The 25356-nt window shown below is 63.7% G+C and carries 17 protein-coding genes; 11 read left to right on the top strand and 6 right to left on the bottom strand.

The window, feature by feature from the left end:
• Positions 1–10: 10 nt before the first annotated feature.
• Positions 11–1003, bottom strand: coding sequence for an RluA family pseudouridine synthase (locus F2P46_RS29020; protein ID WP_187362416.1), 993 nt, complete (start codon positions 1001–1003; stop codon positions 11–13).
• 686 nt (positions 1004–1689) lie between these two features.
• On the opposite strand from F2P46_RS29020, the gene F2P46_RS29015 reads away from it, so the two are divergent.
• From F2P46_RS29015 to F2P46_RS28990, 6 genes are all read left to right on the top strand, one after another.
• A complete protein-coding gene (locus F2P46_RS29015) occupies positions 1690–4863 on the top strand; it encodes an Rne/Rng family ribonuclease (RefSeq protein ID WP_166896810.1) in 3174 nt (1057 codons plus the stop codon).
• Positions 4864–4937: 74 nt separating this feature from the next.
• On the top strand, positions 4938–6272 hold the full coding sequence (chrA, locus tag F2P46_RS29010) for a chromate efflux transporter (protein ID WP_166896808.1): 1335 nt from the start codon (positions 4938–4940) through the stop codon (positions 6270–6272).
• Positions 6265–7377, top strand: coding sequence for a GTP 3',8-cyclase MoaA (gene moaA / locus F2P46_RS29005; RefSeq protein WP_166896806.1), 1113 nt, complete (start codon positions 6265–6267; stop codon positions 7375–7377). Before chrA ends, moaA begins: the two co-directional genes overlap by 8 nt.
• The gene (gene mobA, locus F2P46_RS29000; RefSeq protein ID WP_166896804.1) at positions 7378–7989 is read left to right on the top strand and encodes a molybdenum cofactor guanylyltransferase MobA; all 612 of its coding nucleotides are present in this window, start codon (positions 7378–7380) and stop codon (positions 7987–7989) included.
• Between the two features lie 20 nt (positions 7990–8009).
• Positions 8010–9293, top strand: coding sequence for a gephyrin-like molybdotransferase Glp (gene glp, locus F2P46_RS28995; protein ID WP_166896802.1), 1284 nt, complete (start codon positions 8010–8012; stop codon positions 9291–9293).
• Positions 9294–9601: 308 nt separating this feature from the next.
• Positions 9602–10474 carry an MHFG family PEP-CTERM protein gene (locus tag F2P46_RS28990; protein WP_166896800.1) on the top strand — a complete coding sequence of 291 codons (873 nt, stop codon included), beginning with the start codon at positions 9602–9604 and terminating at the stop codon, positions 10472–10474.
• A 73-nt stretch (positions 10475–10547) separates the two neighbouring features.
• On the opposite strand, the gene F2P46_RS28985 is transcribed toward F2P46_RS28990, so the two are convergent.
• The 3 genes from F2P46_RS28985 to cqsA are packed head-to-tail and all read right to left on the bottom strand — an operon-like array spanning position 10548 to position 13567.
• Positions 10548–11885 carry a DNA recombination protein RmuC gene (locus F2P46_RS28985; protein ID WP_166896798.1) on the bottom strand — a complete coding sequence of 446 codons (1338 nt, stop codon included), beginning with the start codon at positions 11883–11885 and terminating at the stop codon, positions 10548–10550.
• 15 nt (positions 11886–11900) lie between these two features.
• Complete coding sequence (locus F2P46_RS28980) at positions 11901–12290, bottom strand: group II truncated hemoglobin (RefSeq protein WP_166896796.1); 390 nt, start codon at positions 12288–12290, stop codon at positions 11901–11903.
• A 32-nt stretch (positions 12291–12322) separates the two neighbouring features.
• Positions 12323–13567 carry an alpha-hydroxyketone-type quorum-sensing autoinducer synthase gene (gene cqsA, locus F2P46_RS28975; protein WP_166896794.1) on the bottom strand — a complete coding sequence of 415 codons (1245 nt, stop codon included), beginning with the start codon at positions 13565–13567 and terminating at the stop codon, positions 12323–12325.
• Between the two features lie 152 nt (positions 13568–13719).
• Between cqsA and F2P46_RS28970 the strand changes: the two genes are divergently transcribed.
• Positions 13720–15018 carry a HAMP domain-containing sensor histidine kinase gene (locus tag F2P46_RS28970; RefSeq protein ID WP_166896792.1) on the top strand — a complete coding sequence of 433 codons (1299 nt, stop codon included), beginning with the start codon at positions 13720–13722 and terminating at the stop codon, positions 15016–15018.
• Positions 15019–15038: 20 nt separating this feature from the next.
• Positions 15039–16031 (top strand): two-component system response regulator, encoded by a 993-nt coding sequence (locus F2P46_RS28965; protein WP_166896790.1) that lies wholly within the window; start codon positions 15039–15041, stop codon positions 16029–16031.
• Positions 16032–16042: 11 nt separating this feature from the next.
• On the opposite strand, the gene F2P46_RS28960 is transcribed toward F2P46_RS28965, so the two are convergent.
• On the bottom strand, positions 16043–18577 hold the full coding sequence (locus F2P46_RS28960) for an FtsX-like permease family protein (protein ID WP_166896788.1): 2535 nt from the start codon (positions 18575–18577) through the stop codon (positions 16043–16045).
• A 30-nt stretch (positions 18578–18607) separates the two neighbouring features.
• The gene (locus tag F2P46_RS28955; RefSeq protein WP_166896786.1) at positions 18608–19639 is read right to left on the bottom strand and encodes an adenosine deaminase; all 1032 of its coding nucleotides are present in this window, start codon (positions 19637–19639) and stop codon (positions 18608–18610) included.
• Positions 19640–20372: 733 nt separating this feature from the next.
• Here F2P46_RS28955 and F2P46_RS28950 point away from each other — a divergent pair.
• The 3 genes from F2P46_RS28950 (at position 20373) to F2P46_RS28940 (ending at position 25211) form a co-directional block, all read left to right on the top strand.
• A complete protein-coding gene (locus tag F2P46_RS28950) occupies positions 20373–22295 on the top strand; it encodes a PrkA family serine protein kinase (RefSeq protein WP_099875539.1) in 1923 nt (640 codons plus the stop codon).
• Positions 22296–22385: 90 nt separating this feature from the next.
• Positions 22386–23654, top strand: coding sequence for a YeaH/YhbH family protein (locus tag F2P46_RS28945; protein WP_166896784.1), 1269 nt, complete (start codon positions 22386–22388; stop codon positions 23652–23654).
• 30 nt (positions 23655–23684) lie between these two features.
• A complete protein-coding gene (locus tag F2P46_RS28940) occupies positions 23685–25211 on the top strand; it encodes a SpoVR family protein (RefSeq protein ID WP_166896782.1) in 1527 nt (508 codons plus the stop codon).
• Positions 25212–25356: the final 145 nt, after the last annotated feature.

Genomic DNA, 25356 nt, shown 5'->3' with positions numbered 1-25356 from the left:
CAACGCGCAGTTAACGCGGTGCTGTATTCAGCGGTTTCCCCAAGCTTACCAAGAAACGTTCGCATTCTGCGGGCAAGGGCGCATTTATCGTCACATCCTTGCCGGTTTCCGGATGGGTAAACGTGATTTGATGCGCGTGCAGGAACATCCGCTTGAGCGCGCCACGGCTGGCATCGGCCTTGAGCAACACACGGTTCAAGGCAAAATCGCCGTATTTGTCGTCGCCAAGGATGGGAAAGCCCGACGAAGCCAGATGAACGCGAATCTGGTGGGTGCGCCCGGTTTTCAGCTCGGCTTCGAGCAGGGCGAACTTGTCGAACTTGCGCAGCAGGCTGAACACGGTATGCGATTCCATGCCGCCGGCCTGCACGCACACGCGCCGTTCACCGTCGGCGGTGGTGTACTTGTGCAAGGGCAGCTTGATATGCTGGCGCGCGTTTTTCCAGTCGCCGTAGACCATGGTCAGGTAGCGCTTGTCGGTCAGGCCGTCGCGCATCTGCTCGTGCAGGTTGGTGAGGGCCGAACGCTTTTTGGCCAGCAACAACAAACCCGAGGTTTCGCGGTCGAGCCGGTGCACCAGTTCCAGGAACTTGGCGTCCGGCCGGGCCGCGCGCAACTGTTCGATCACGCCATACGACACGCCCGAGCCGCCATGCACCGCCACGCCGCAAGGCTTGTCGATAATAAGCAGGTGCGCATCTTCGAACAGGATGGGGAACTCGGCGCCCGGCACCACGGCGGTCGATTTCTCGGCCACGCGCACCGGCGGAATGCGCACCACGTCGCCGCTTTCGAGCCGGTACAACTGGTCGATGCGGCCCTTGTTGACGCGCACCTCGCCCGAGCGCAGGATGCGGTAAATATGGCTTTTTGGTACGCCCTTGCAGACCCGCAACAAGTAGTTGTCGATCCGCTGTCCGGCTTCTTCTTCAGTGATTGTGACAAATTGGGCTTGAACGGGGGCCTGTGATGAAGGGGGAACAACATCGTTTTGCATCTTCATTTGCTCTGTCTTCCCAGAAATTCTCTCTAAGTCCTTCATTTTGAATATATAATCGACAGGCGGCGGTCAAACCTCTGCTGGTGTAAGAATTAAAACGATATTTTACACAGGGGCGTCTCCATCGGCCCCGCCAAATTGCAAATTCGATGGAAAAAATGTGTACGCACATCCCGGCGCGAATCAAGGTTGCACCGTTGTTGTAATCGGATAACGCGCAAGGCTGCGGAATGGATTGTTTGGAATTGTAAGGATAAGTACTGGCAAGCTGTCCCCCGGGGCCAGCTCGCCGGATGATGGCGTCGATAACGCTTGTCGTTTTCGCCCGACCCGAAGTAAGCCTCATCCTGAAGGCTTGAGAATTAGGGCTGGTGTTTAAGCCCCGTATCGAAGTCTTAGTATGTTCGCTGGCGACGGTCTGGCTCACTGATTTCGCTCGGCCTGGCTTTGTCTGTACCCCGCATAATCCGGGGCTGCTGCAGCTGAAGTTGCAGGCGATGCGTCACTCGGCATGTCGATCGACCCCACCGCGCCCTGTTGCGGCCGTGACGCTTTGCGTCGCTGCGCCGTGCGAAAAGGCATACCCACCCTCCACTTCCCTTCCCGCGTACATCCCCTGTACTTTTCGCCGCCCTGCGCACAGCGCAAGGTGGCACTGGAACGGCCCCCGGGTCGCGGAGTCAATAAAAATGAAACGCATGTTGTTTAACGCTACGCAGCAGGAAGAACTGCGCGTAGCGATTGTCGACGGTCAGAAACTGATCGACATCGATATCGAGACCGCCGGTCGCGAACAGCGCAAGTCGAATATCTACAAGGGCGTGATTACCCGGATCGAACCGTCGCTCGAAGCCTGCTTCGTCAGCTACGGCGAAGACCGCCACGGTTTCCTGCCATTCAAGGAAGTCGCCCGCACCTATTTCCGCGAAGGCGTCGATGTCCGTACCGCCTCGGTCAAGGAAGCGCTGCGCGAAGGCCAGGAAATCATGGTCCAGGTCGAGAAAGAAGAACGCGGCAACAAGGGCGCGGCCCTGACCTCCTTCGTCTCCCTGGCCGGCCGTTATCTGGTCCTGATGCCGAATAACCCGCGTGGCGGCGGCGTCTCGCGCCGGGTCGAAGGCGAAGAACGCCAGGAACTGCGCGAAACGATGGATAAGCTGGATCTGCCGCAGGGCATGTCGGTGATTGCCCGTACCGCCGGCATCGGCCGCAATGTCGAAGAACTGCAGTGGGACTTGAATTACCTGATGCAACTGTGGCGCGCGATCGAAGGCGCCGGCAAGTCGGCCAGCGGCGCCTTCCTGATCTACCAGGAATCGTCGCTCGTGATCCGCGCGATCCGCGACTACTTCCAGCCCGATATCGGCGAGATCCTGATCGATACCGACGATATCTACGAACAAGCGCACCAGTTCATGCGCCACGTGATGCCCGACATGATCCACCGGGTCAAGCGTTACAGCGACGATGTACCGCTGTTTTCGCGCTTCCAGATCGAACACCAGATCGAAACGGCGTATTCGCGCACCGTGCCCCTGCCTTCCGGCGGCGCGATCGTCATCGACCACACCGAAGCGCTCGTTTCCGTCGACGTCAACTCAGCCCGCGCCACCCGCGGCGCCGACATCGAAACGACGGCATTCAATACCAACTGCGAAGCGGCCGAAGAAGTAGCACGCCAGCTGCGCCTGCGCGACCTTGGCGGCCTGATCGTCATCGACTTCATCGACATGGAAGTGGCGAAGAACCAGCGCGAAGTCGAAACCCGCCTCAAGGATGCCCTGCACCATGACCGCGCACGCGTTCAGATGGGCAAGATTTCCCGTTTCGGCCTGATGGAACTGTCGCGCCAGCGCCTGCGCCCTTCGCTGTCCGAAGGCTCGCACGTGACATGCCCGCGCTGCTCCGGCACCGGCCACATCCGCGATACCGAATCGTCCGCCCTGCAGGTGCTGCGCATCATCCAGGAAGAGGCGATGAAGGAAAATTCGGCCACCATCCACGTGCAGGTGCCGGTCGACGTTGCCGCTTTTTTGCTCAATGAAAAGCGTGGCGAAGTGCTCAAGATCGAGAACCGCCACCGCATCAGCGTGATCCTGATCCCGAACAAGCACCTCGACACGCCGCACTACAAGCTCGAACGCATCAAGCACGACGATCCGCGCCTCGAAGACAGCCAGGCCAGCTACAACCTGGCCGAAGAAGCTGAAACCGACATGGCTTACAGCAAGCGCCAGAAGGAAGAAGTCAAGCCGCGCCAGGAAGCCGTGGTCAAGACCATCACCCCGGACCAGCCTGCCCCGGTGGTGGACCGCTCCGAAGTGCTCAAGCCGGTCGCCCCGCCAGTCCAGGCGCCGGTGCTGACCGCGCCCGAGGAAGAAGGTTTCATGGCCAAGATCATGAATTTCTTCTTCAAGAAGGAAGCACCCGCCATCGTCGCCCCGGCACCTGTGGCCCCGGCCAAGCCGGCCGCGGCCCCTGCCGGTCGCGAAGACCGCAATGGCCGTGGTCCGCGCGCCCGCACCCGTGGCGGCAAGCCGGACGGCCGTCCCGAGCGCGAGCCGGGTAAGTCTGCCGCACTGGAAGAAGCCGGCAAGCCGGGCGAGGCCGACAAGGCCGCCCGTCCGCCGCGTCCTCCACGGCCACCGCGCGAGCCGCGTGAACCGCAAGTCGACTCCGCCGGCGTTCCAGTGGCGCCGCGCGGCGAACGTGCCGAGCGCCCTGAGCGTGGCGAACGGCCGGAACGCGCCGAGCGCGCCCCGCGTCCACCGCGCGAGCGCGCCGACTACCGCACCCCGGTAGCCGAAGCGAAAACCGATGAACTGGCCAGCGCGCCAGTCGTGGCCGCCGCAGCCGCAGTCAATGTAACCGTACCGCAAGGCGATGAAGAAGCCGCCGTGCCGAAAATGATCACCACGATCGGCCCGAACGGTGAAGAAATCGAAGTCGAAGCCGGTGGCGATGAGCCGCGCCGTCGTCGTCGTCGTGGCGGCCGCAACCGCAATCGCCGCGACCGCGACCAGGCCGAGGGCATGGACGGCGAAGACGGCGACGTTGTCAACGAAGCGAGTTTCACCGTCGAACCAGCGCCAGCGGACGCAGACGTGTCTTTCGACAAGGTTGCAGCGCCGGTGTTCGAAGCGGCTGAGCCTGTCGTGCAGCTTGCCGCAGCCCAGCCGGTCGTTGTCGAAGCTGCCGCGCCAGTAGCAGCCTCGGAAGCCGAAGCCGCGCCTGAGCCTGTGTCGGAATACGTCGTCGCGCCAGCGCCGGTGGAAGCCGCAGCACCAGTCGAAGCCGCAGCGGCTCCAGCCGTGGTAGTGGAAGCGGCGCCTGCGCCTGCGCCTGCCGAGCCGGCTCCAGTGGCCGAGGTGGTCGCCGAAGCGCCAGAAGCTGCGCCGGAAGTTGCCCCAGTACGTGAAGAAATCGTACCTGCAACCATGTTCACGCCAGCCGAACCGGTTGCCGAAGTTGCCGAAGTTGCCCCGGTACGTGAAGAAATCGTGCCTGCAACGATGTTCACCCCGGCCGAGCCGGTCGCCGAGGAAGCCGCTGCCGAGCCAGCACCTGCGCCTGTGGCGGCTCCGGCACCAGTGGCCGCTCCGGCACCCGAGCCTGTGGCAGTGGCGGAACCTGCACCGGCGCCAGTAGCGCCAGCGCCAGTGGCCGCAACACCGGTTGCCGACCTGACCGAGATCCTCGGTTCGGCCGGCCTCACCCTGGCAGCGACCGATCCTGAAAAGCTGCGCGCAGCCCGGGAAGCGGCCGCCAGCGCAGCGCCACCGGTGCGCGTGCCACGCGAGCGCAAGCCGCTGCCGCCGCAAGTCGATGAGCCGCTGGTCCAGGTGGACACCAGCCGCCAGTAATCACGCGGTCACATAAAAAAGGGAAGCTTCGGCTTCCCTTTTTTATGCCGTAACGTCACGTAGCGAGACAAATAATGACCCTGCCCGCCGACACCCGTCCCGATTCCGTCACCTTGCGCGTCGCCTTCTGGTACTGGCTCAAACTCGGCTTCATCAGCTTTGGCGGCCCGGCCGGCCAGATCGCGCTGATGCACACCGAACTGGTCGAGCGGCGCCGCTGGATCTCCGAACAGCGCTTCCTGCACGCGCTCAACTACTGCATGCTGCTGCCCGGCCCCGAAGCGACCCAGCTCGCCATCTACATCGGCTGGCTGATGCACAAAACGCGCGGCGGCATGCTGGCCGGGCTGCTGTTCTTCCTGCCCTCGCTGCTGATCCTGATCGTGCTGTCGTGGATCTATATGGCCTACGGCTCCCTGCCGGTGGTGGCCGGCATCCTGTACGGCATCAAGCCGGCGGTGGTGGCCGTGGTGCTGGCGGCGGCCTGGCGCATCGGCTCGCGCACCCTGAAAAACCGCACCCTGCTGGCGATCGCCGTCGCCGCTTTCCTCGCCATCGCCGTGGCCGAGGTGCCGTTCCCGCTGATCGTGCTGGCGGCGGGGGCCATCGGCATGCTCGGTGGACGGCTGCTCCCAGCCCACTTCCAGGTCGGCGGCAAGCACCCGGACAGCCGCGCGTCGTACGGCGTGGCCCTGATCGACGACGACACCCCCACGCCGGCCCACGCGCGCTTTACCTGGCCGCGCCTGGCCAGGGTGGTTCTGGGCGGGCTGGCGCTGGGCGGCGGCGTGTGGCTGCTGCTGGCATGGCGCTACGGCGCCGCCGGCGCACTGGCGCAGATGGGCTGGTTCTTCACCAAGGCCGCCTTGATGACGTTCGGCGGCGCCTACGCCGTGCTGCCCTACGTGTACCAGGGTGGTGTGGAGCACTACCAGTGGCTCAGCGCGCCCCAGATGATCGACGGCCTGGCGCTCGGCGAAACCACGCCCGGCCCCTTGATCATGATCGTCGCGTTCGTGGGCTTCGTGGGCGCCTGGAGCCACGCCATTTTCGGCGCCGGCAGCGTGCTGCTGGCCGGCGTGGCCGGCGCCTGCGTGGCCACCTTTTTCACCTTCCTGCCCTCGTTCATGTTCATCCTGGCCGGCGCCCCGCTGATCGAAGCGACGCGCGACAATGTGCGCATGACGGCGCCGCTGACCGCCATTTCGGCGGCGGTGGTGGGCGTGATCGTCAGCCTGGCGCTGTTCTTCGGGCAGCACGTGTTCGTGCGCGCCGGGCAGATCGACATTGCCGCCATCGTCATCAGCGCGGGCGCCTGCGTGGCCCTGTTCCGCTTCAAGGCCGGCACCATCAAACTGCTCGCCGCCTGTGCCGTCGCGGGCCTCGTGCTATCGTATCGGCATGGCTGAAAAAATTATCATGCTCAGCGACGGCCGCGCGCCGCCGCCGGCAATCCCCGCGCGGCTCGACGCGCCCACCGGCCTGTTGGCCGATGCGCTCGGGCGGCCCCTGCACGACCTGCGTATTTCGGTCACCGACCGCTGCAATTTCCGCTGCGTCTACTGCATGCCGAAAGAAGTGTTCGACAAGGACTACGCCTACCTGCCGCATTCCTCGCTGCTCTCGTTCGAGGAAATCACCCGCCTCGCCACCGTGTTCGTCGCCCACGGCGTCGAAAAGCTGCGCCTGACCGGAGGCGAACCGCTGCTGCGCAAGAACCTCGAACGCCTGGTCGGCATGCTAAGCAGCTTGCGCACGCCGAGCGGGCGCGCGCTCGACATCACCCTCACCACCAACGGCTCGCTGCTGGCGAAAAAAGCCCAGTCGCTGAAAGACGCGGGCCTGAACCGGGTCACCGTGTCGCTCGACTCGCTCGACGATACAACCTTCAAGCGCATGAACGATGTCGACTTCGCGGTGGCCGACGTGCTGGCCGGGATCGATTGCGCCCACGCCGTGGGCCTGGGGCCGATCAAGATCAACATGGTGGTCAAGGCCGGCATGAACGACCAGGAAATCGTGCCCATGGCGCGCCACTTCAAGGGCGGCCCGTACATCCTGCGCTTCATCGAATACATGGACGTGGGCGCGTCGAACGGCTGGAACCTGGCCGAAGTGATCCCGTCGGCCGAAGTGGCGCGCCGCATCTCGGCCGAGATGCCTTTGGCGCCGCTGCAGGCGAACTACAACGGCGAAACCGCCGCGCGCTGGCGCTATGCCGACGGCGGCGGCGAGATCGGCCTCATCTCGAGCGTAACGCAAGCGTTCTGCAAGGATTGCTCGCGCGCGCGCCTGTCGACCGAGGGCAAGCTGTACACCTGCCTGTTCGCCAGCCGTGGTCACGACCTGCGCGCCCTTCTGCGCGACGGCCGCGGCGACGCCGAAATCTCGGCCGCCGTCGGCGCCCTGTGGAACGTGCGCGCCGACCGCTATTCCGAAACCCGTACCATCAACACGAGCGGCATTGATGAACATCGAGAAAAACGCGTCGAAATGTCGTACATCGGCGGCTAAATGACACCACTTGACGATATCACCGGCTTGGTGCTGGCCGGCGGACGCGGCACCCGCATGGGCCACGTCGACAAAGGCCTGCAAGCCTTCCGTGGCGCCAGCATGGCGCAGCATGTGATGCGCCGCCTGGCGCCGCAGGTGGGTGCGCTGGCGATCAACGCCAATCAAAACCTGACGACCTACGCCGGATTCGGCGTACCGGTGTGGCCCGACCGCCTGACCGGTTTCGAAGGCCCGCTGGCCGGGCTGGCCACCGGCATGGCCCGCTGCGCCACGCCGCTACTGGTCACCGCGCCGTGCGACTCGCCGTTCCTGCCGCCCGACCTGGTGGCGCGCCTGTACCAGGCGTTGACGGCCGAGGGCGCCGACCTGGCGCTGGCCGAAACCGTGGAACCCGGCCCCGATGGCGCGCCGCGCATCCAGCCGCAACCCGTGTTCGCCCTGGTGCGCACGGCCGCCCTGTCCCGGCTCGAAGCCTACCTTGCCGGCGGCGGCCGGCGCATGGATGGCTGGTACGCCGGCATCACGGTGGCGCGCGTGCGCTTCGACGATGCCGGCGCCTTCCGCAACATCAACACGCTGGACGAACTGCGCCAGTGCGAACCAGAATAATCCCCCTACCTGCGCACACCATGACCCTGCCCACCTTGAACGACGTTACCAGCTGCCTGTCCGCCTACGATCCCGACGCCCTGCCCGTGCGCGACGCCGAGCGCATCATCCGCGACTTCATCGAACCGGTCGGCGCAATCGAGCAAGTGCCGCTGCTGGCGGCGCTGGACCGGGTCCTGGCGGCCGACATCATCTCGCCGATCAGCGTGCCGGCGCACGACAATTCGGCCATGGACGGCTATGCGCTGCGCGGGGCCGACCTGTGCGCGACCGGGCCGCTCACGCTGGCGGTGGTGGGCACCGTGTTCGCGGGCCGTCCGTCGGCCGCGCTTCCGGCCAGCGGGCAATGCGTGCGCATCATGACCGGCGGCGTCATGCCGGCCGGCTGCGACAGCGTCATTCCGCAGGAGCTGGTCGCCACCATCGGCACCGACAGCATCACCATCGCCCCGAATGTGATCCGCAGCGGCGACAACCGCCGTTTCGCCGGCGAAGACCTGATGGCCGGCAGCGCCGCCCTGCGCAAGGGTAAAGTCATCCGCCCGGCCGACCTGGGGCTGCTGGCCTCCCTGGGCATTGCCACGGTGCCGGTGGCGCGGCGCCTGCGCGTGGCGTTCTTTTCCACCGGCGACGAACTGCGTTCGATCGGCCAGCCGCTCGACCCCGGCTGCGTCTACGACAGCAACCGCTATACGCTGCACGGCATGCTCACGCGCCTGGGCTGCGAGATCGTCGACATGGGCATCGTGCGCGACGATCCGCAAGCGCTGGAAGACGCGTTGCGCCACGCCTGCGAGAACGTGGACGCCATCGTCACCTCGGGCGGCGTGTCGGTCGGCGCGGCCGACTACACGCGCGAGATCATGGCCAAACTGGGCGACGTGAGCTTCTGGAAGATCGGCATGCGCCCGGGCCGTCCGCTCGCGTTCGGACGCATCGCCTCGCACGGCCATACCGCCTTCCTCTTTGGCCTGCCCGGCAATCCGGTGGCGGTGATGGTGTCGTTCTACTTTTTCGCCCGCGACGCACTGCTGCGCATGATGGGCGCCGACGCGCCGCTGCCGCTGTTGAAGGTGCGTTCGGCCTGCGCCATCCGCAAAAAACCGGGGCGCACCGAGTACCAGCGCGCCATCCTCGCGCGCGCCGAGGATGGCGCGCAAACGGTGCGCATCACCGGCTCGCAAGGCTCCGGCATCCTGCGTTCCATGAGCGAGGCCAACTGCATGGTGATCTTGCATGATGAACAAGGAAACGTCGAGCCAGGCGATCTGGTCGATGTCATGCTGTTCGAGGGTTTGATTTAACGAATGCCACATAGTCGATGACTATATCGATGCAATATTTGCAACTTAAATTTATCTTAGCGGAAATTGATTGGCAGAAAGCATTATTTTACGTGTAATTTAGTGGCATTTCTGATAATTATGTTGTTTTCGAGTCACCCTATTTTGTCATAGCTTGTATTTATATTGCCGTGTCATCTGGGGCGTTTTCATAGGGAAATGACTTACCAACATCATTAATGGCGTTTTATTGTTATTGAAATTGCACCGTTTTTTTGAAAAACGCTTGTTAGTATTGATCTTCAGGCAAACCCATCGGGTCAGAGATCATGAAGCGCGCAAGCAGCATTACCGTCGCAAGTTACAAGGTCGCGGGGCCTATGTCGGCCTGCGTGTTGATGCTGGGAGCGGCGCTGATGCTGACGGCCGCACCATCCCAGGCGGCCGCCGCGAGCCGCGTCGCCAAGTGCGACTGGGACCGTCCCGGCGTGAACCCGTTCATGGGCGACGTGGTAGCGGCGGTGGACCGTTACCGCGACATTCCGCCGCTGGTGCGCGCGCGCCTCAAGGAGCGCATGGCCGACCGTAATTTCGACGAATTCGTCACCATCGGACGCGATTCGATCAAGGGCCAGAACTACTACGACCCCAAGATCCGCGACATGCATTTCGGCGCCGGCACGGTGTGCGGCAACGTCTCGCGCGCCGGCTGGAGCGCGCGCACCAGGCAGGCCGGATTGGTGTACTGCGAAGGCGATCACTGCATCCTGGTGCCGACCGTGTGCCGCAACGTGAGCCGCATTCACCGCCTGGGCACCAGCGGGCCGTCCCGGGGTCGCCCTGGAACCGGTGGGCCGGGCTCGTCGACCTCCTTGGCCGACGAGCCGGCGCCGCCCGAAAGCGAACTGGACATCGCGCCGCGCGGCGGCAGCGCCACGACCAAGCCGGTGGTGCCGGAGCGGGCGCCAGCCACGCCGCCGGGCTCGATCGCCTATCAGGGCGAAATTCCCGTGACGCCGATCGGCACCGGTGGGTTCGGGCCGCCGTTCAGGGACGGGCCGACGACTGGCATCGACCTCACGCCGGTTCCCGAGACCAACGTGCCGGCGGTGCCGGTGCCCGAACCGGGACAGTCGATGATGATGGGACTGGGGTTGGTGGCGGTGATGAGTGCCGCCAGGCGCCGTTTGCGCACCCGCTAACCTCCAAGCCGTCTTTCCCGCGCAGGCGGGAAAGACGGTTTGGAGGTTAGCGCTGAGGGATACGCGCTACGTTCTACGCCTCGCTATCCAGATCCGGCCCCAGCATCAACTGCGCCGCCTCGCTCGGCAGCGCCTCCACCGATTTCAGCTTGCGCGCCATCTGGCGACTGCGCACTTCGGCGCTCTCGATATTCTTGGCCGCCTTTTCCAAGGTCAGCTTGGTCTGCGTGAGCACATCGCCGAACTTGGTAAATTCGGTCTTCACCGCCCCCAGCACCTGCCACACTTCCGACGAGCGCTTTTCCAGCGCCAGCGTACGGAATCCCATCTGCAAACTGTTCAGGATCGCCGACAAGGTCGACGGCCCCGCGATCGACACGCGCAAGGTGCGTTGCAAATCGTCGGCCAAGCCCGGCCGGCGCATCACCTCCGCATACAGCCCCTCGGTCGGCAGGAACAAAATCGCAAAATCGGTCGTCAACGGCGGCGACACGTATTTGTCGCAGATGGTCTTCGCTTCCAGCCGCACCGCCCGTTCGAGCTCGCGCCCGGCCAGCGCCACGCCATCGGCGTCGGCCCGGTCGGCCGCATCGAGCAGCCGTTCGTACTGCTCCTTGGGGAACTTGGCGTCGATCGGCATCCACACCGGCACGCCGCCATCGACATGACCGGGCAGCTTGATCGCAAACTCGACCCGCGCCCCGGTGCCGGGAATGGTCTCGACGTTCTTCGCATACTGGTCCACCGTCAGCACCTGTTCGAGCAGCATTTCAAGCTGCACTTCGCCCCAGGTACCGCGCGTCTTGACATTGGTGAGCACCCGTTTCAGGTCGCCCACGCCAATGGCCAGCTGCTGCATCTCGCCCAGCCCCTGGTGCACCCGCTCCAGGCGCTCGGAGACCTGGCGGAACGATTCGGACAGGCGCGTCTCGAGCGTCGCATGCAGCTTCTCGTCGACCGTCTTGCGCATTTCTTCCAGGCGCGCGCCGTTATCGTTCTGCAGGTCGCGGATCTTCGCTTCCAGGGTCGAGCGCACTTCCAGCATGCGCTGCGCGTTCGACTCGGTCAGCGCCGACAAGGTCTGGTGCATGGTGTCGGCAAAACGCTTGAGCGTGGCCGACTGCTCTTCGCGCCCGCTGATGCTGGCCAGGTGAATCTGCTGGCGCATGCTGTCGAGCTGCTGCACGGTGGCACCGTGATATTGCGCGAGGCTGGCGCCGATGTCCTGGCGCGTGCCTTGCGCCCCGGCCTGCAGTTCCAGGCGCAGCTCGCGTTCCAGCCGCTCTAACTGCAGCTTGTCCGATTGCGCGCCGGCGTCACCATTGCCGCGCGCGCGCAGCAGCATGAGCGCCTGCAAAATGATGATGACGACCGCCAGCGCGGCCAGGATCAGGAATTCGGTCTGGTTCATGGGATCAATCGGACATCAACCTGGCTGGTTGCGCATCCAGTCGGCGGTCTGGTAGAACGACTCCATCAGGCGCAGGCGCAATGCTTCGTCGATGCCGATATCTTCCATCGCCCACGCCATCGCTCGCAGCCATTGATCGCGTTCGCTGCTGCCGATGGCAAACGGCAGGTGGCGCGCACGCAGGCGCGGGTGGCCGTACTGTTCGACAAACAGGTCGGGCCCGCCCAGCCAGCCGCTCAGGAACATGAACAGCTTGTCGCGCGAGCCTTCCATGGACGGCGGATGCAGCGCGCGGATGCCGGCGAACTCGGGTTCGAGTTCCATCAGGTCGTAGAAGCGGTCGACCATCTCGCGCACGCGCGCTTCGCCACCGATGACGTCATACAGGGTTTGTGGTTCACTCATGCCGCCATGATAGCGCAGCATGCGCGACGCTGTCAGACCAGTGTGAGGCGGCGCGGGCGCCGTGTCGACGGCCAGCTGTCCATCCCGACCTCCAGGCGCATGTCGGCGCAGGCCGCGAGCAGGCGCGCGCACTGCGCATCGGTCAAAGCGCTATTGAGCGTGAGGCGCACCAGCGAGCGGTTCTTGGCGGTGGCCGGGGCGCAGAACACGGCGCCGTAGATCCCGCGCTTTTCCAACGCCTTGCGCAGCGCCAGCGTGCGCGGTTCCGGTCCGGCTTCGAGCGCGATGATTTGTTCGCTGCCGTCGTCGACGTTGTAGCCCAAGGCGCGCAGGCCGTCGCGCACCGTGCGCGTGACGCGCGCCAGCGCGGCGCGCCGCCCATCGGCCCCGGCGATGAAGTCGAGCGCGGCGTCGAACCACGCCAGCTCGTGTTCGAGCAGGCAGGAGCTGAAAATCGCCGGACGCGAGGCCGACAGGAAGTAGCCCTTGAAGTGGCTGGAACAGGTAATGAAGCCGGCGCGCCCGGCAAAGCTCTTGGCCAGCGAAGCGGTGCGAAAATGCACCTGGCCAGCCAGGCCCAGTTGCGCCACCAGCCCGGCCCCGCGCGGGCCGTGCGTGCCGAGCGAATGCGACTCGTCGACCACCAAAATGCTGCCGCTGTCGGTGGCGATGCGCGCAATGTCGATCAACGGCGCGACGCTGCCGTTAGTGCTGTACAGCGCGTCGACCACGATCACGCCGGGACCGTGCTTGCGCACCTGGCGCTCCAGATGCGCCGCATCGTTGTGCAGGAACGGCAGCGCCGTGGCCTGCGCCGACTGCACCCCTTCCCACAGCGAGGCGTGCGCCATCATGTCGAGATAGACCGGCACACCAGGCCCGGCGATGGTTTGCAGCAGGCCGACGTTGGCGGCCCAGCCGGACTGGGTCAGCACCCCGTCCTGCGCCCCCATGAAGGCGGCCAGCTTCGCTTCCAGGCGGTGCTGGGCGCTGCCCTGCTGCAGGAACACCGACGACATCAGCATGCCGCCCTGGTTGCGCACCAGGCAGCGTGCCTGCGCGCCCCGCAAGGCCACTTCGCCGGAAATGCACAGGTAATCGTTGCTGGCCAACATGATCGCGCCGGGCTGGGGTGCTGTCCACACATGCAGGTGTTCGCCGCCCAGCAACTGCGCCACCCGCGTGACGTAGTGCTCGTCCATGCGGCCGGTAACAAACGATGGCATGTCCGGGTGCGCGCGCAAGGCAGGCGAAACTTGATCGACAGCAAAAGACATGAATTCTCCTTGGAAAAAGCATCTATTTTGTGCCGCCCTTCCTTGACAATCCTGCAACATCGATAGACCTTGACATATATCAAATTGCAAAATATCAACATAGGTCAAGATTGTCCTTTCTCGCCTACCCTTGCGAGCCAGGAAACCTTTCCATGACCTTTGCCAGCGCCACCGCTCCGTTTTCCGCCGACCGCCTGCGCCGCTCCTTGCTGCAGTGGTTCGTCAAGCACGAGCGCCACCACGCGCATGCGACCAGCCGCTTCATCCTGCTGGCGTGGATCGGTTTCCTGGGCATGCCGGCCTACTATACGATCTGGACCTACTGGTTCCCGCAGGAGTTCGAAAGCCTCGCCTTGCGCCTGCTCGGCGCCGCCCTGTGCCTGCCCGCGCTGGCGCCCGGCCGCCTGCTGCGCGGGCGCTTCGTCAACGCCTACCTGTTCGTCGCGCTCACCTACGTGCTGCCGTTCCAGTTCACCTTCATGTACCTGATGAACCACGGCTCGGCCGTGTGGAGCCAGTCGATGCTCATTGCGCTGACGGTGCTGTTCCACTTTCGCACGCGCTGGGCGCTAGCCGCCTGCGCTATCGGCAGCGCCCTGGCCTGCGCCCTGTTTGCGCTGGTCGGCGAAGCCGCCTTCATGCTCAGTCCCACGGTGCTGGAACAGCTGCCGATCTATGCGTTTACGATGATCGCCGTGTCGGTGGCCAAGGCCGGGCGCGGGGCGCTGGCGGGCGAAAAGCTGGCCGGCATGGCGCACGCCCTGGCCAGCGTGTCGCACGAACTGCGCACGCCGCTGGTCAGCGTGGAGGCCAATGTGCGCGGCATCTGCCGCCGCATCACGCCGCCGGCCAGGGCCAGCGAGGCCGACTGGCAGGCGATGAGCGAGGCGATGACGCGCATCCAGTACGAGGTGCGCCACATGAACCACATGATCGACCTGTTCCTGCTGTCGGCCAGCGCGGTCGAGCAGCGCCTCGAAGCGACCGAGGTGGTGTCGATGCGCCAGGTGGTCGACTCGGTGATCCGGCGCTATCCGTTCGCGGCGCAGTCGCAGCGCGACGCGGTCAGCGTCGATATCCGCACCGACTTCCGCTTCGCCGGCAAGTACGAGCTGTCGGTGGTCATTTTGCTCAACCTGCTGCGCAACGCGCTCAAGGCGCTGCACCGGGCCGGCAAGGGCCGCATCCGCATCGTCGTCGACGGCCGTCCCGAACAACCGCGCCTGCTGGTGATCGACACCGGCTGCGGCATCGCCGCGCGCCAGTTGCCGATGATCTTCCAGCGCTTCTATTCCTACCCTCCCAGTTCCGGCGCCGGCATCGGCCTGGCCTTGTGCAAGGACATCATCGATGCCTGGCAGGCCAGCATCCGCTGCGTCTCGCGCGAACTTGGCTACACCATGTTCGTGCTCGAGTTCCCGCGCGTGGCCGTGGCGCCGGAGCCGCATTGACCTCTTATGAAAGACCCAGCATGCCCCTGCCGATCTACAGCCATCCAAGCCTGACCGTCCTGATCGACGACAGCGACAGCTTCCTGAAAAGCGTCGCCTTCCAGCTCGACCCCGCGCTGGCCAGCAAATGCTTTGCCGATACCAGCAGCGCGCTGGCCTGGATCGGCGCCCACGGCGAGCGCGAGCCGGGCCGGCTGGCGGCCAGCCACGATACCTATCCCGATTCAAAAGAGCGCTGCAACGTGGCCTTCGATATCGACCAGATCCATCGCATCAGCTTCGAGCCGCAGCGCTTCATGACGCCGTCGGTGGTGGTGGTCGATTACTCGATGCCGCAGATGGATGGCCTCGAATTATGCGAGGCGCTGCGCCACCTGCCCTGCAAGAAAATCCTGTTTACCGGCGTGGCCGACGAGAAGGTGGCGGTCGACGCCTTTAACCGCGGCCTGATCGACCGTTACATCAAAAAGAGCGACGACGGTGCGCTCGACAAGCTCGAAGCCGAAATCGTGGCGCTGCAGGCCGAGTATTTCGCGGCCCGCTCCGACCCCTTGCGCGACCTGCTCAAGCTGCACAACCACAGTTTTTTGAGCGACCCGGCGTTCAGTGCGGTGGTGCGCATGGTGGTCGAGCAGCACGGGATCGTGGAGCACTACCTGTATCCGAATCCGGCCGGCATTTTGCTCTACGACGCGCGCGGCCGCGCGCAGCTGATGGTGGTCGAGACCGAGGCGGGGATGAATGCGCACTATGAAGTCGGCTGCGACAACGATGCGCCGCAGTCGTTTTTGCAGGCGGTGCACGAGCGCTGCATCGTGCCGTATTTTCGCGAGGGCGACGGCATGTATGCGCGCGATTTTGCCAAAAACTGGCATCGCTGGACCGCGCCGGCCCAGCGCTGCCGCGGCGCCCAGAACTACTACTGGGCGCTGTTCCCGCTGGCGCCCGGTGAGCTGGAGCAACCGGCCCACCCGTTCTCGAGCTTCTTGAGCGAGCGCGAGAGCACGCTGTGAAGTTGGCGGTTTTACGTACCGCGCAAGGTCTGCAACGGCGGCTGGCGCAGCACGTTGCGCAGTCCGAGCCAGCCGCCGATGATGGCGCACAGCGCGCCCACCACCAGGCCGGCCAGCCATACCATCGGGCTGAAGGTCCATGGGAACTTGAACTGGTAGGTCGCCAGCGCCCAGCCCAGCGCCGCCGCGCCCGACGCGGCCAGCAGGCCGGCCAGGCCGCCCACCAGCGAAAATTCGATCCACTGCGCGCGCGCGAGCTGCTTGCGCGTCGCGCCAAGGGCCCGCAGCAGGCCCGATTCCCGGGTGCGCTCGTCCTGGGAACCCATCAGCGCCGCGTACAGCACCAGCACGCCCGAGGCCAGGGTGAACATGAACAGGAATTCGACCGCCGTCACCACCTGGTCCAGCACTTCCTGCAACTGGCGGATGATGCCGCTGACATCGATCACGGTCAGGTTCGGGAAATCGCGCGTCAGGCTGTTGGTGAAGGTGCTCTGCGCCGGCGGCAGGTGGAAAGCCGTCATGAAGGTTTGCGAGGTCTTTTCCATCGCGGCCGGGTTAATGATCACGAAAAAGTTCGCGCGCATCGAGCCCCATTCCAGCTTGCGCAGGCTGGTCACTTTGGCGTCGACCAGCGTGCCGCCGACATCGAAGCGCAAGGTGTCGCCCAGTTTCAGGCGCAAGGTCTTGGCGATGCCCTGCTCGACCGAGGCTTCGGCCACGCCCGGCCCATCCTTGTACCACTGGCCCGCCACGATCTCGTTCGAGGCCGGCATGTCGAGGGTGGTCGAGAGGTTGAATTCGCGGTCGGCCAGGCGCTGCGCGTTGTCGTCATCGGCGTACGTGGCGGCGCTGACCGGCTGGCCATTGACGGCGGCCAGGCGTCCGCGGATCATCGGGAACAGCTGCGCTTCCTTGACGTTGGCGGCGGCGATGCGCCTGGCCACATCATCCTTCTGCTCGGGCAGGATGTTGATGATGAAGCGGTTCGGCGCGTCCGGCGGAGTGGCGCTGCGCCAGGCGGTCATCAGGTCGCCGCGCACCACGGTCAGCAGCAGCAGGGCCATGAGGCCGAGCGCCAGCGAGACCACCTGCACGATGGTGGCGCCCGGACGGCGCTGCAGCGAGGTGACGGCAAAGCGCCAGCTCTGGTTGTCGATGGCGCCGCGCAGCGTCTTGAGGGCCGCCAGGCCGCCCCACGCCACCAGCGCGAAGAAGGCAAAGCCGCCCAGGAAGCCGGCCGCGGTCGACAGCGCCAGCTTGACGTCGCCCGCCTGCCACAGCAGCAGGCCGACGAACACCACCAGGCCCAGGCCATAGGTGGCCAGCGCCATCGGCTTGGGTGCGGCCTGTTCGCGCCGGATCACGCGGTTGTGCGGCACGTTGCGCAGCTGGAGCACCGGCGGCAGCGCAAAGCCGACCAGCAGCAGCATGCCGGTGGCGACGCCCTGCACGGCCGGCAGGAACGAGACCGGCGGCAGGTCGGTGCTGAGCATGGAGCCGATCAGCTGCATCAATACATAGTGGCCGCCGAAGCCGACCAGCACCCCGAGCGCGCTGCCGACCAGGCCAATGAGCGCAAACTCGATCAGGTACAGCATGGTGACCTGGTTCTGGGTCAGGCCGAGGCAGCGCAGCATGGCGCAGGCGTCCAGGTGGCGCAGCATGAAGCGGCGCGCGGCCATGGCCACGGCGACCGCCGCCAGCATGGCCGAGAGCAGCCCGACCAGCGACAGGAAGCGGTCGGCGCGGTCGAGCGTGGAACGCATTTCGGGACGGCCGTTTTCGAGCGATTCGACGCGCACGCCGCGCACCTTGCCAGCCTCGATGCGGGCGCTGATCCATTCTTCGAAGGCCTTGACGGCTTTGCTGTCGTTGCTGGACGCGGCGCTCACCTGCAGGCGGTACGTCACGCGCGAGCCGTTGTCGACCAGGCCCGTGGCAGCGAGATCGGCCAGCGGCAGCATCACGCGCGGCGAAAAATTGGCGAACGAGGGACCGCGGTCCGGCTCCGAGGCGATCAGCTGGGCGATCGTGAATGCCTTGTCGCCCACGCGAATACGGCTGCCGACGTTTACTTTCAAGGCGGTCAGGATGTTGGGGTCGACCCATACCGTGCCCGCCGCAGGCGTGGCGTCGGTCTTCTCGCCCAGCGCGGCGCTGGCCTGCTCGATACTGGTGCTGATGCGCAGCTGGCCGCGCAGCGGGTAGCCGGGCGAGACGGCCTTGATGGCGGCCAGTTGCGACACCGATTGTTCGCCCTCGCCCGCCTGCGCCATGCTCGGAAACGTCACCGTATCGGCCAGCACCAGGCCGCGCTTGACGGCTTCGGCGCGCCAGGCCGGATCGAGCGGCTGGTCGGCATTGACCAGCAGGTCGGCGCCGAGCAACTGGTGCGCATCGCGATTGAGGCCGTTGCGCATGCGGTCGATGAAAAAACCCACCGCCGACAGCGCCGAGACGGCGATGATCAGGGAGATCAGCAAGAAGCGCAGTTCACCGGCGCGCCAGTCGCGCGCGGTCATTCGAAGCGATTGAATCAGCATGGCGGGGCCGGTGATGTATTAAATGGTGACTTAAATGGCGACGCCGGGACTGGCGCTCGCGCCGGCAAAGAACTGGTCGACTTCGGCGAGGAAGGCGCGCTTGGCTTCCGGCTCCAGGAAGGCCGCCGTGAAGCTGTTGCGGGCCAGCTGGCGCGCGTGGGCGACGGTCAGGGGCAAGGCGTCGAACACGGCCACGAAGTTATCGTTCATGTAGCCGCCGAAGTAGGCCGGGTCGTCCGAGTTGACGGTGGCGACCAGGCCGGCCTCGAGCAAGGTCACGAGGTTGTGTTCTTCCATCTCGCCGAACACGCGCAGCTTGACGTTCGACAGCGGGCAGACGGTCAGCGCGATCTGTTCGCGTGCCAGGCGCGCGGTCAGTTCCGAGTCTTCCAGGCAGCGCACGCCGTGGTCGATGCGCTCGACATTGAGCACGTCGAGCGCGGTTTCGATGTAGGCCGGCGGGCCTTCTTCCCCGGCATGGGCCACCAGGCGCAGGCCGAGCTGGCGGCAGCGCTCGAACACGCGCGCGAATTTTTCGGGCGGATGGCCGCGCTCGGACGAGTCGAGTCCGACGCCGATGATCTTGTCGCGGAACGGCAAGGCTTCTTCCAGGGTGGCAATGGCGTCGTCTTCGCTCAGGTGACGCAGGAAGCACATGATCAGGGTCGCGCTGATGGGACCGTCCTGGCAGGCGCGCCAGATGCCGTTGATCATGGTGTCGAAGGGCACGCCGCGCGCGGTGTGGGTTTGCGGATCAAAAAAGATTTCGGCATGGCGCACGTTGTCGGCGTGGGAACGCACCAGGTAAGCCATGGTCATATCATAGAAGTCCTGCTCCTTGAGCAAGACACTGGCGCCGGCGTAATAGATGTCGAGAAAGGATTGCAGGTCGCTGAAGGCATAGGCCGCGCGCAGCTCTTCCACCGAGGCATAGGCCAGGGAAACACCATTTCTTTGCGCCAGCGCAAAGATCAGCTCCGGTTCGAGCGACCCTTCGATGTGGATGTGCAATTCGGCCTTCGGCATCTGTTGCACAATATTTCTCATCTGGTCGTTCAGCATAGTATTTCTCCGTCGGTAATAGGTGTGTCGTCAGGCAGCAGTGTAGCGCAAGCGCGGGACGCAAGCGCGCGGCGCAAGCGCGGGACGCAAGCGGCCACCGGCAAAGTTCAGCTTGGAAAATGTGTGACACGCACGGTGATTTTCGTGCGCCATCGGTCGCAGAGTTCGTGCACTATCCAATCAACCAAGATGGTCGCGATGTCGTTCTTTCATTAGTGCAGGAAACCTTGATCAAGACGACATGCATAACGAACATCCAAGGCAAAAATGAGACAGTAAAATCTCTCGCCAAAATCAATTTTTTCTTTGCAAATCAGTTACTTAACACGGTTACATCAGCTTACTCTACATTACTTTGACTTCCGCAACCATTAGGCACATAATAAATTTCACAGGCGTAAGAAGAGCTTGTCGATACACGCAAAGTAACCGGGCGATACCGGTAAAAACAATAAATATCGTTAGCCGTTTTTTGTTTCAGAATTGCTGGAACAGGAAAGCCGGCGACGGTTCAAATGGAGTACCCCAACGAACAGAGGGGGCCTCGAAAAACCGTAGCGGGCGGCGCAAGTTTCGTCAGGGAAGCGTAGCCGTACGAAGGTACGGTGAGCATCGCAGGACGAAAATCGCGTTGCCCGGCAGGTTTTTCGAGGCCCCTCAGGGCTGGACAGCACGCTGACGGTACGACTGCCAGTGACAGTGAAGTAGTGACAGCACATTAAAGGACATTCAAATGACCATTTTTGACAACTACGCAGCTCGCTATGAGCGTACCCGCGAAGAGGAGTACTCCCTCTCTGAGTATCTGGCACTGTGCAAAAAGGACAAGCTGACCTACGCCAGCGCGCCCGAACGCATGCTGGCCGCGATCGGCGAGCCGACCCTGGTGGACACGCGCAACGACACGCGCCTGTCGCGCATCTTCGCCAATAAAGTCATCAAGATTTATCCGGCCTTCCGCGATTTCTACGGCACCGAAGAAGTCATCGAGCAGGTGGTGTCGTACTTCCGCCATGCCGCGCAGGGACTGGAAGAACGCAAGCAGATCCTGTATCTGCTCGGCCCGGTCGGCGGCGGCAAGTCGTCGATCGCCGAAAAACTCAAGGTCCTGATGGAACAGGTGCCCTTTTACGCGCTGAAAGGCTCGCCGGTGAACGAATCGCCGCTCGGCCTGTTCAACGAGGAAGAAGACGGCGTCATCCTGGAAGAAGATTACGGCATTCCACGGCGCTACCTGCGCACCATTCCGAGCCCGTGGGCGGTCAAGCGCCTGCACGAATTCAATGGCGATATCAACCAGTTCCGCGTGGTCAAGCGCTATCCTTCGGTGCTCAAGCAGATCGCCATTTCCAAGACCGAACCGGGCGACGAGAATAACCAGGATATTTCTTCGCTGGTCGGCAAGGTCGATATCCGCAAGCTCGAAGATTATGCCCAGGACGATCCGGACGCCTACAGCTACTCGGGTGGCCTGTGCCTGGCCAACCAGGGGCTGATGGAATTCGTCGAGATGTTCAAGGCGCCGATCAAGGTGCTCCATCCGCTGCTGACGGCCACCCAGGAAGGCAATTACAAGGGCACCGAGGGCTTCGGCGCGATTCCCTTCGACGGCATCATCCTGGCGCACTCGAACGAGTCGGAGTGGAAGACCTTCCGCAATAACCGCAACAACGAAGCGTTCCTGGACCGGATCTATATCGTCAAGGTGCCGTATTGCCTGCGCGTGTCCGACGAGATCAAGATTTACGACAAGCTGATCCGCAATTCCTCGCTGGAACAGGCCCCGTGCGCGCCGGGCACCATGAAGATGATGGCGCAGTTTGCGATCCTGTCGCGCCTGAAGGACCCGGAAAATTCGAGTGTTTTCTCCAAAATGCTGGTCTACGATGGCGAAAACCTGAAGGATACCGATCCCAAGGCCAAGTCGATGCACGAGTATGTCGATTACGCCGGGGTGGACGAAGGCATGAACGGGCTGTCGACCCGCTTCGCGTTCAAGATTTTGTCGAAGGTCTTTAACTTCGATAATACCGAAGTGGCGGCCAATCCGGTGCACCTGCTGTATGTGCTGGAGCAGCAGATCGAGCGCGAGCAGTTCCCGCCCGAAACCGAGCAGCGCTACTTCTCGTATATTAAAGAGCACCTGGCGCAGCGCTATGTCGAATTCATCGGCAAGGAAATCCAGACCGCCTACCTGGAAAGCTATTCCGAATACGGCCAGAACATTTTCGACCGCTACGTGACGTTCGCCGACTTCTGGATCCAGGACCAGGAATTCCGCGATCCCGACACGGGCGAGAGTTTCGACCGCGATTCGCTCAACAACGAACTGGAAAAGATCGAAAAACCGGCCGGTATCAGCAATCCCAAGGATTTCCGCAACGAGATCGTCAACTTCGGCTTGCGCGCACGGGCCACCAACGGCGGCAAGAATCCGGCCTGGACCAGCTATGAAAAGTTCCGCACCGTGATCGAGAAGAAAATGTTCTCGAATACCGAGGAACTTTTACCGGTCATTTCGTTCAACGCCAAGGCCAGTGCCGAGGACGCGAACAAGCACGCCGATTTCGTGGCGCGCATGGTGGAAAAAGGTTACACCGCCAAGCAGGTGCGCCTGCTGTGCGAATGGTATCTGCGCGTGCGCAAGTCGTCGTAAGGCGGCCGGGATAGCGGGCCGTCGTGGTCCGCCCGGCGCGCGCCACGGCGCTTGCCAGGCGCAAACAGGATTTGAAGCAGGAGGCCCGTTTTGACTTACCTCATCGACCGACGCTTGCAAGGCAAGAACAAGTCCGCGATCAACCGAGAGCGCTTCCTCCGGCGATATAAAAGCCAGATCAAGGACGCTGTCGGGCGGGCCATCAAGGGCCGCTCGATCACCGATATCGAGAATGGCGAGAAGGTATCGATTCCCGTCAAGGATGTGAACGAGCCGAATTTCGGCCACGCCCACGGCGGCGTGTGGGAAACCATCAATCCCGGCAACAAGGAATACCAGAAAGGCGATCAGTTCAGCCGGCCCAAGGGCGGCGGCGGCGCCGGGCGCGGCAAGGCCGGCAACAGCGACCAGCAATCGGAAGACGATTTCATCTTCGAGCTTTCGCGCGAAGAATTCATGAATTACTTCTTCGAAGACCTGGAATTGCCGAACATGGTCAAGACCCAGCTGACCGCCACCACCGAATTCAAGAACCAGCGCGCCGGCTACAATATGTCGGGCACGCCGTCCAACATTCACGTGCTGCGCTCGCTGCGCGGGGCGCTGGGACGCCGGATCGCGGTGGGCGGCAGCTCGCGCAAGGCGGTGCTGGAAGCCGAGAACGAGCTGGTCGCGCTGCTGGAAGAAGGCGCGCCGCTGGACCACCCCCGCGTGGTCGAGCTCAAGCGCCTGATCCATCACCTGCACACCAAGCTGCTGGCGATTCCCTTTATCGATCCGTTCGACCTGCGCTACAGCAACCGCATCAAGGTGCCCAAGCCCATGACCCAGGCCGTGATGTTCTGCATCATGGACGTGTCGGGCTCGATGGACGAGAGCCGCAAAGATACCGCCAAGCGCTTTTTCATCCTGCTGTACCTGTTCCTCAAGCGCGCCTACGACAAGATCGAGGTGGTGTTCATCCGCCACCACACGGCCGCCTCCGAAGTGGACGAGGAAGAATTCTTCCATTCGCGCGAGTCGGGCGGCACCGTGGTGTCGTCGGCGCTGCACCTGCTGACCAAGGTCATCGGCGAGCGCTACGGTAGTGGCGAGTGGAACAGCTATGTCGCGCAAGCCTCGGACGGCGACAACTGGGACAACGACTCGGTGCTGTGCAAGCAGTTGCTGATCAACACCATCATGCCGGCGGTCCAGTACTACACGTATGTGGAAATCACCGACGGCCCGCCGCAGAACCTGTGGGAGCAGTACGCCGAAGTGTCGGACCACCATCCGAACTTTGCGATGCAAAAAATTGTCACACCGGCCGATATCTATCCGGTCTTCCGTGAACTGTTCAAGAAGCAAGCGAAATAGCCAACTCGTCGGCACCAGGAGAACCCAGCCATGCCAAGAGACCCCAAACATCCGCGCGCCCTGCCCGAACAGTCGGAATGGACTTTCGACCTGATCGAGCACGCGCATGAAGAAATCCGCCGTGTCGCCAAAAGCTTCGGCCTCGACACTTACCCCAACCAGCTCGAAATCATCACCGCCGAGCAGATGATGGATGCCTACACCTCGGTCGGCATGCCGGTATCGTATAACCACTGGTCCTTCGGCAAGCATTTCCTGTCCACCGAAAAGAGCTACAAGCGCGGCCAGATGGGCCTGGCGTACGAGATCGTCATCAACTCGAACCCCTGCATCGCCTACCTGATGGAAGAGAACAGCCTGACCATGCAGGCGCTGGTCATCGCCCACGCTGCCTACGGGCACAATTCATTCTTCAAAGGCAATTACCTGTTCCGCACCTGGACCGACGCCGACGCCATCGTCGACTATATGGTGTTCGCCAAGAACTACATTGCCGAGTGCGAACTGCGGCACGGCATCGACGCGGTCGAGCTGCTGCTCGATTCCTGCCATGCGCTGCAGAACTATGGCGTGGACCGCTACAAGCGCCCGGCCAAGCTGTCCCTGGCGCAAGAGAATGCGCGCCAGAAAGAACGCGAAGAATATGCCCAGTCCCAGGTCAACGCCCTGTGGCGCACGGTGCCGCGGCGCGACGAAGAAGCGGCCGACGTGGCCATTCCGCGCTTTCCGCCCGAGCCCGAAGAAAACCTGCTGTATTTCATCGAAAAGTATGCGCCCCTGCTCGAACCATGGCAGCGCGAAATGGTGCGGATCACGCGCAAGATTTCCCAGTACTTTTATCCGCAGCGCCAGACCCAGGTGATGAACGAAGGCTGGGCTACCTTCTGGCACTACACGATTTTGCAGGAACTATATAAAGAGGGCATCGTCGGCGATGGCTTCATGATGGAGTTTTTGCAAAGCCATACCAACGTCGTCTATCAACCGCCCGCCACCAGCCAGTATTACAGCGGCATCAATCCGTACGCGCTGGGCTTCGCCATGATGAGCGACATCCGCCGCATCTGCGAGAACCCGACCCAGGAAGACCGCGACTGGTTTCCCGCGATCGCCGGCACCGACTGGCGGGTGGCGCTCGACTTTGCGATGCGAAACTTCAAGGACGAAAGTTTCATTGCTCAATACCTCTCGCCGAAACTGATCCGCGACTTCCACTTCTTCGCCGTGCTCGACGACGACAAGAACGAGAAGCTGACCATCTCGGCCATCCACGACGAGCGCGGCTACCGCTACGTGCGCCAGCAGCTGGCCGAACAGTACAACCTGGGCAACCGCGAACCGAACATCCAGGTCTGGCAAGTGAACACGCGCGACGACCGCGCCTTGACCCTGCGCCACACCCAGTTCCAGCGCCGTCCGCTCAACCAGCACGCCCAGGAAGTGCTCAAGCACGTGGCGCGCCTGTGGGGCTTCGATGTCCATCTGGACACGGTCGATCCTTCCGGGAACATCCTCAGCAGCCTCGAATGCAAGCGCGAGAAGCGCAATCGGCATTGATCAAGCAGCCGGCGCAACGCCGGCTGCCGGGGGCCCCCCCCCGGGCGGGGCGGGGGGGGGGGGCGGGGGGGGGGGGGGGGGGCGCCCCCGGGGGGGGGGGGGGGGGCGGGCGGGCGCGGGGGGGGGGGGGGGGGCGGGGGGGGGC

It is taken from the genome of Massilia sp. CCM 8734, assembly GCF_011682155.1.
GTDB lineage: Bacteria > Pseudomonadota > Gammaproteobacteria > Burkholderiales > Burkholderiaceae_D > Telluria_A > Telluria_A rubra.
The sequence above is the reverse complement of the archived record's forward strand: the minus strand, read 5'-3'. Positions and strand labels throughout refer to the sequence as shown.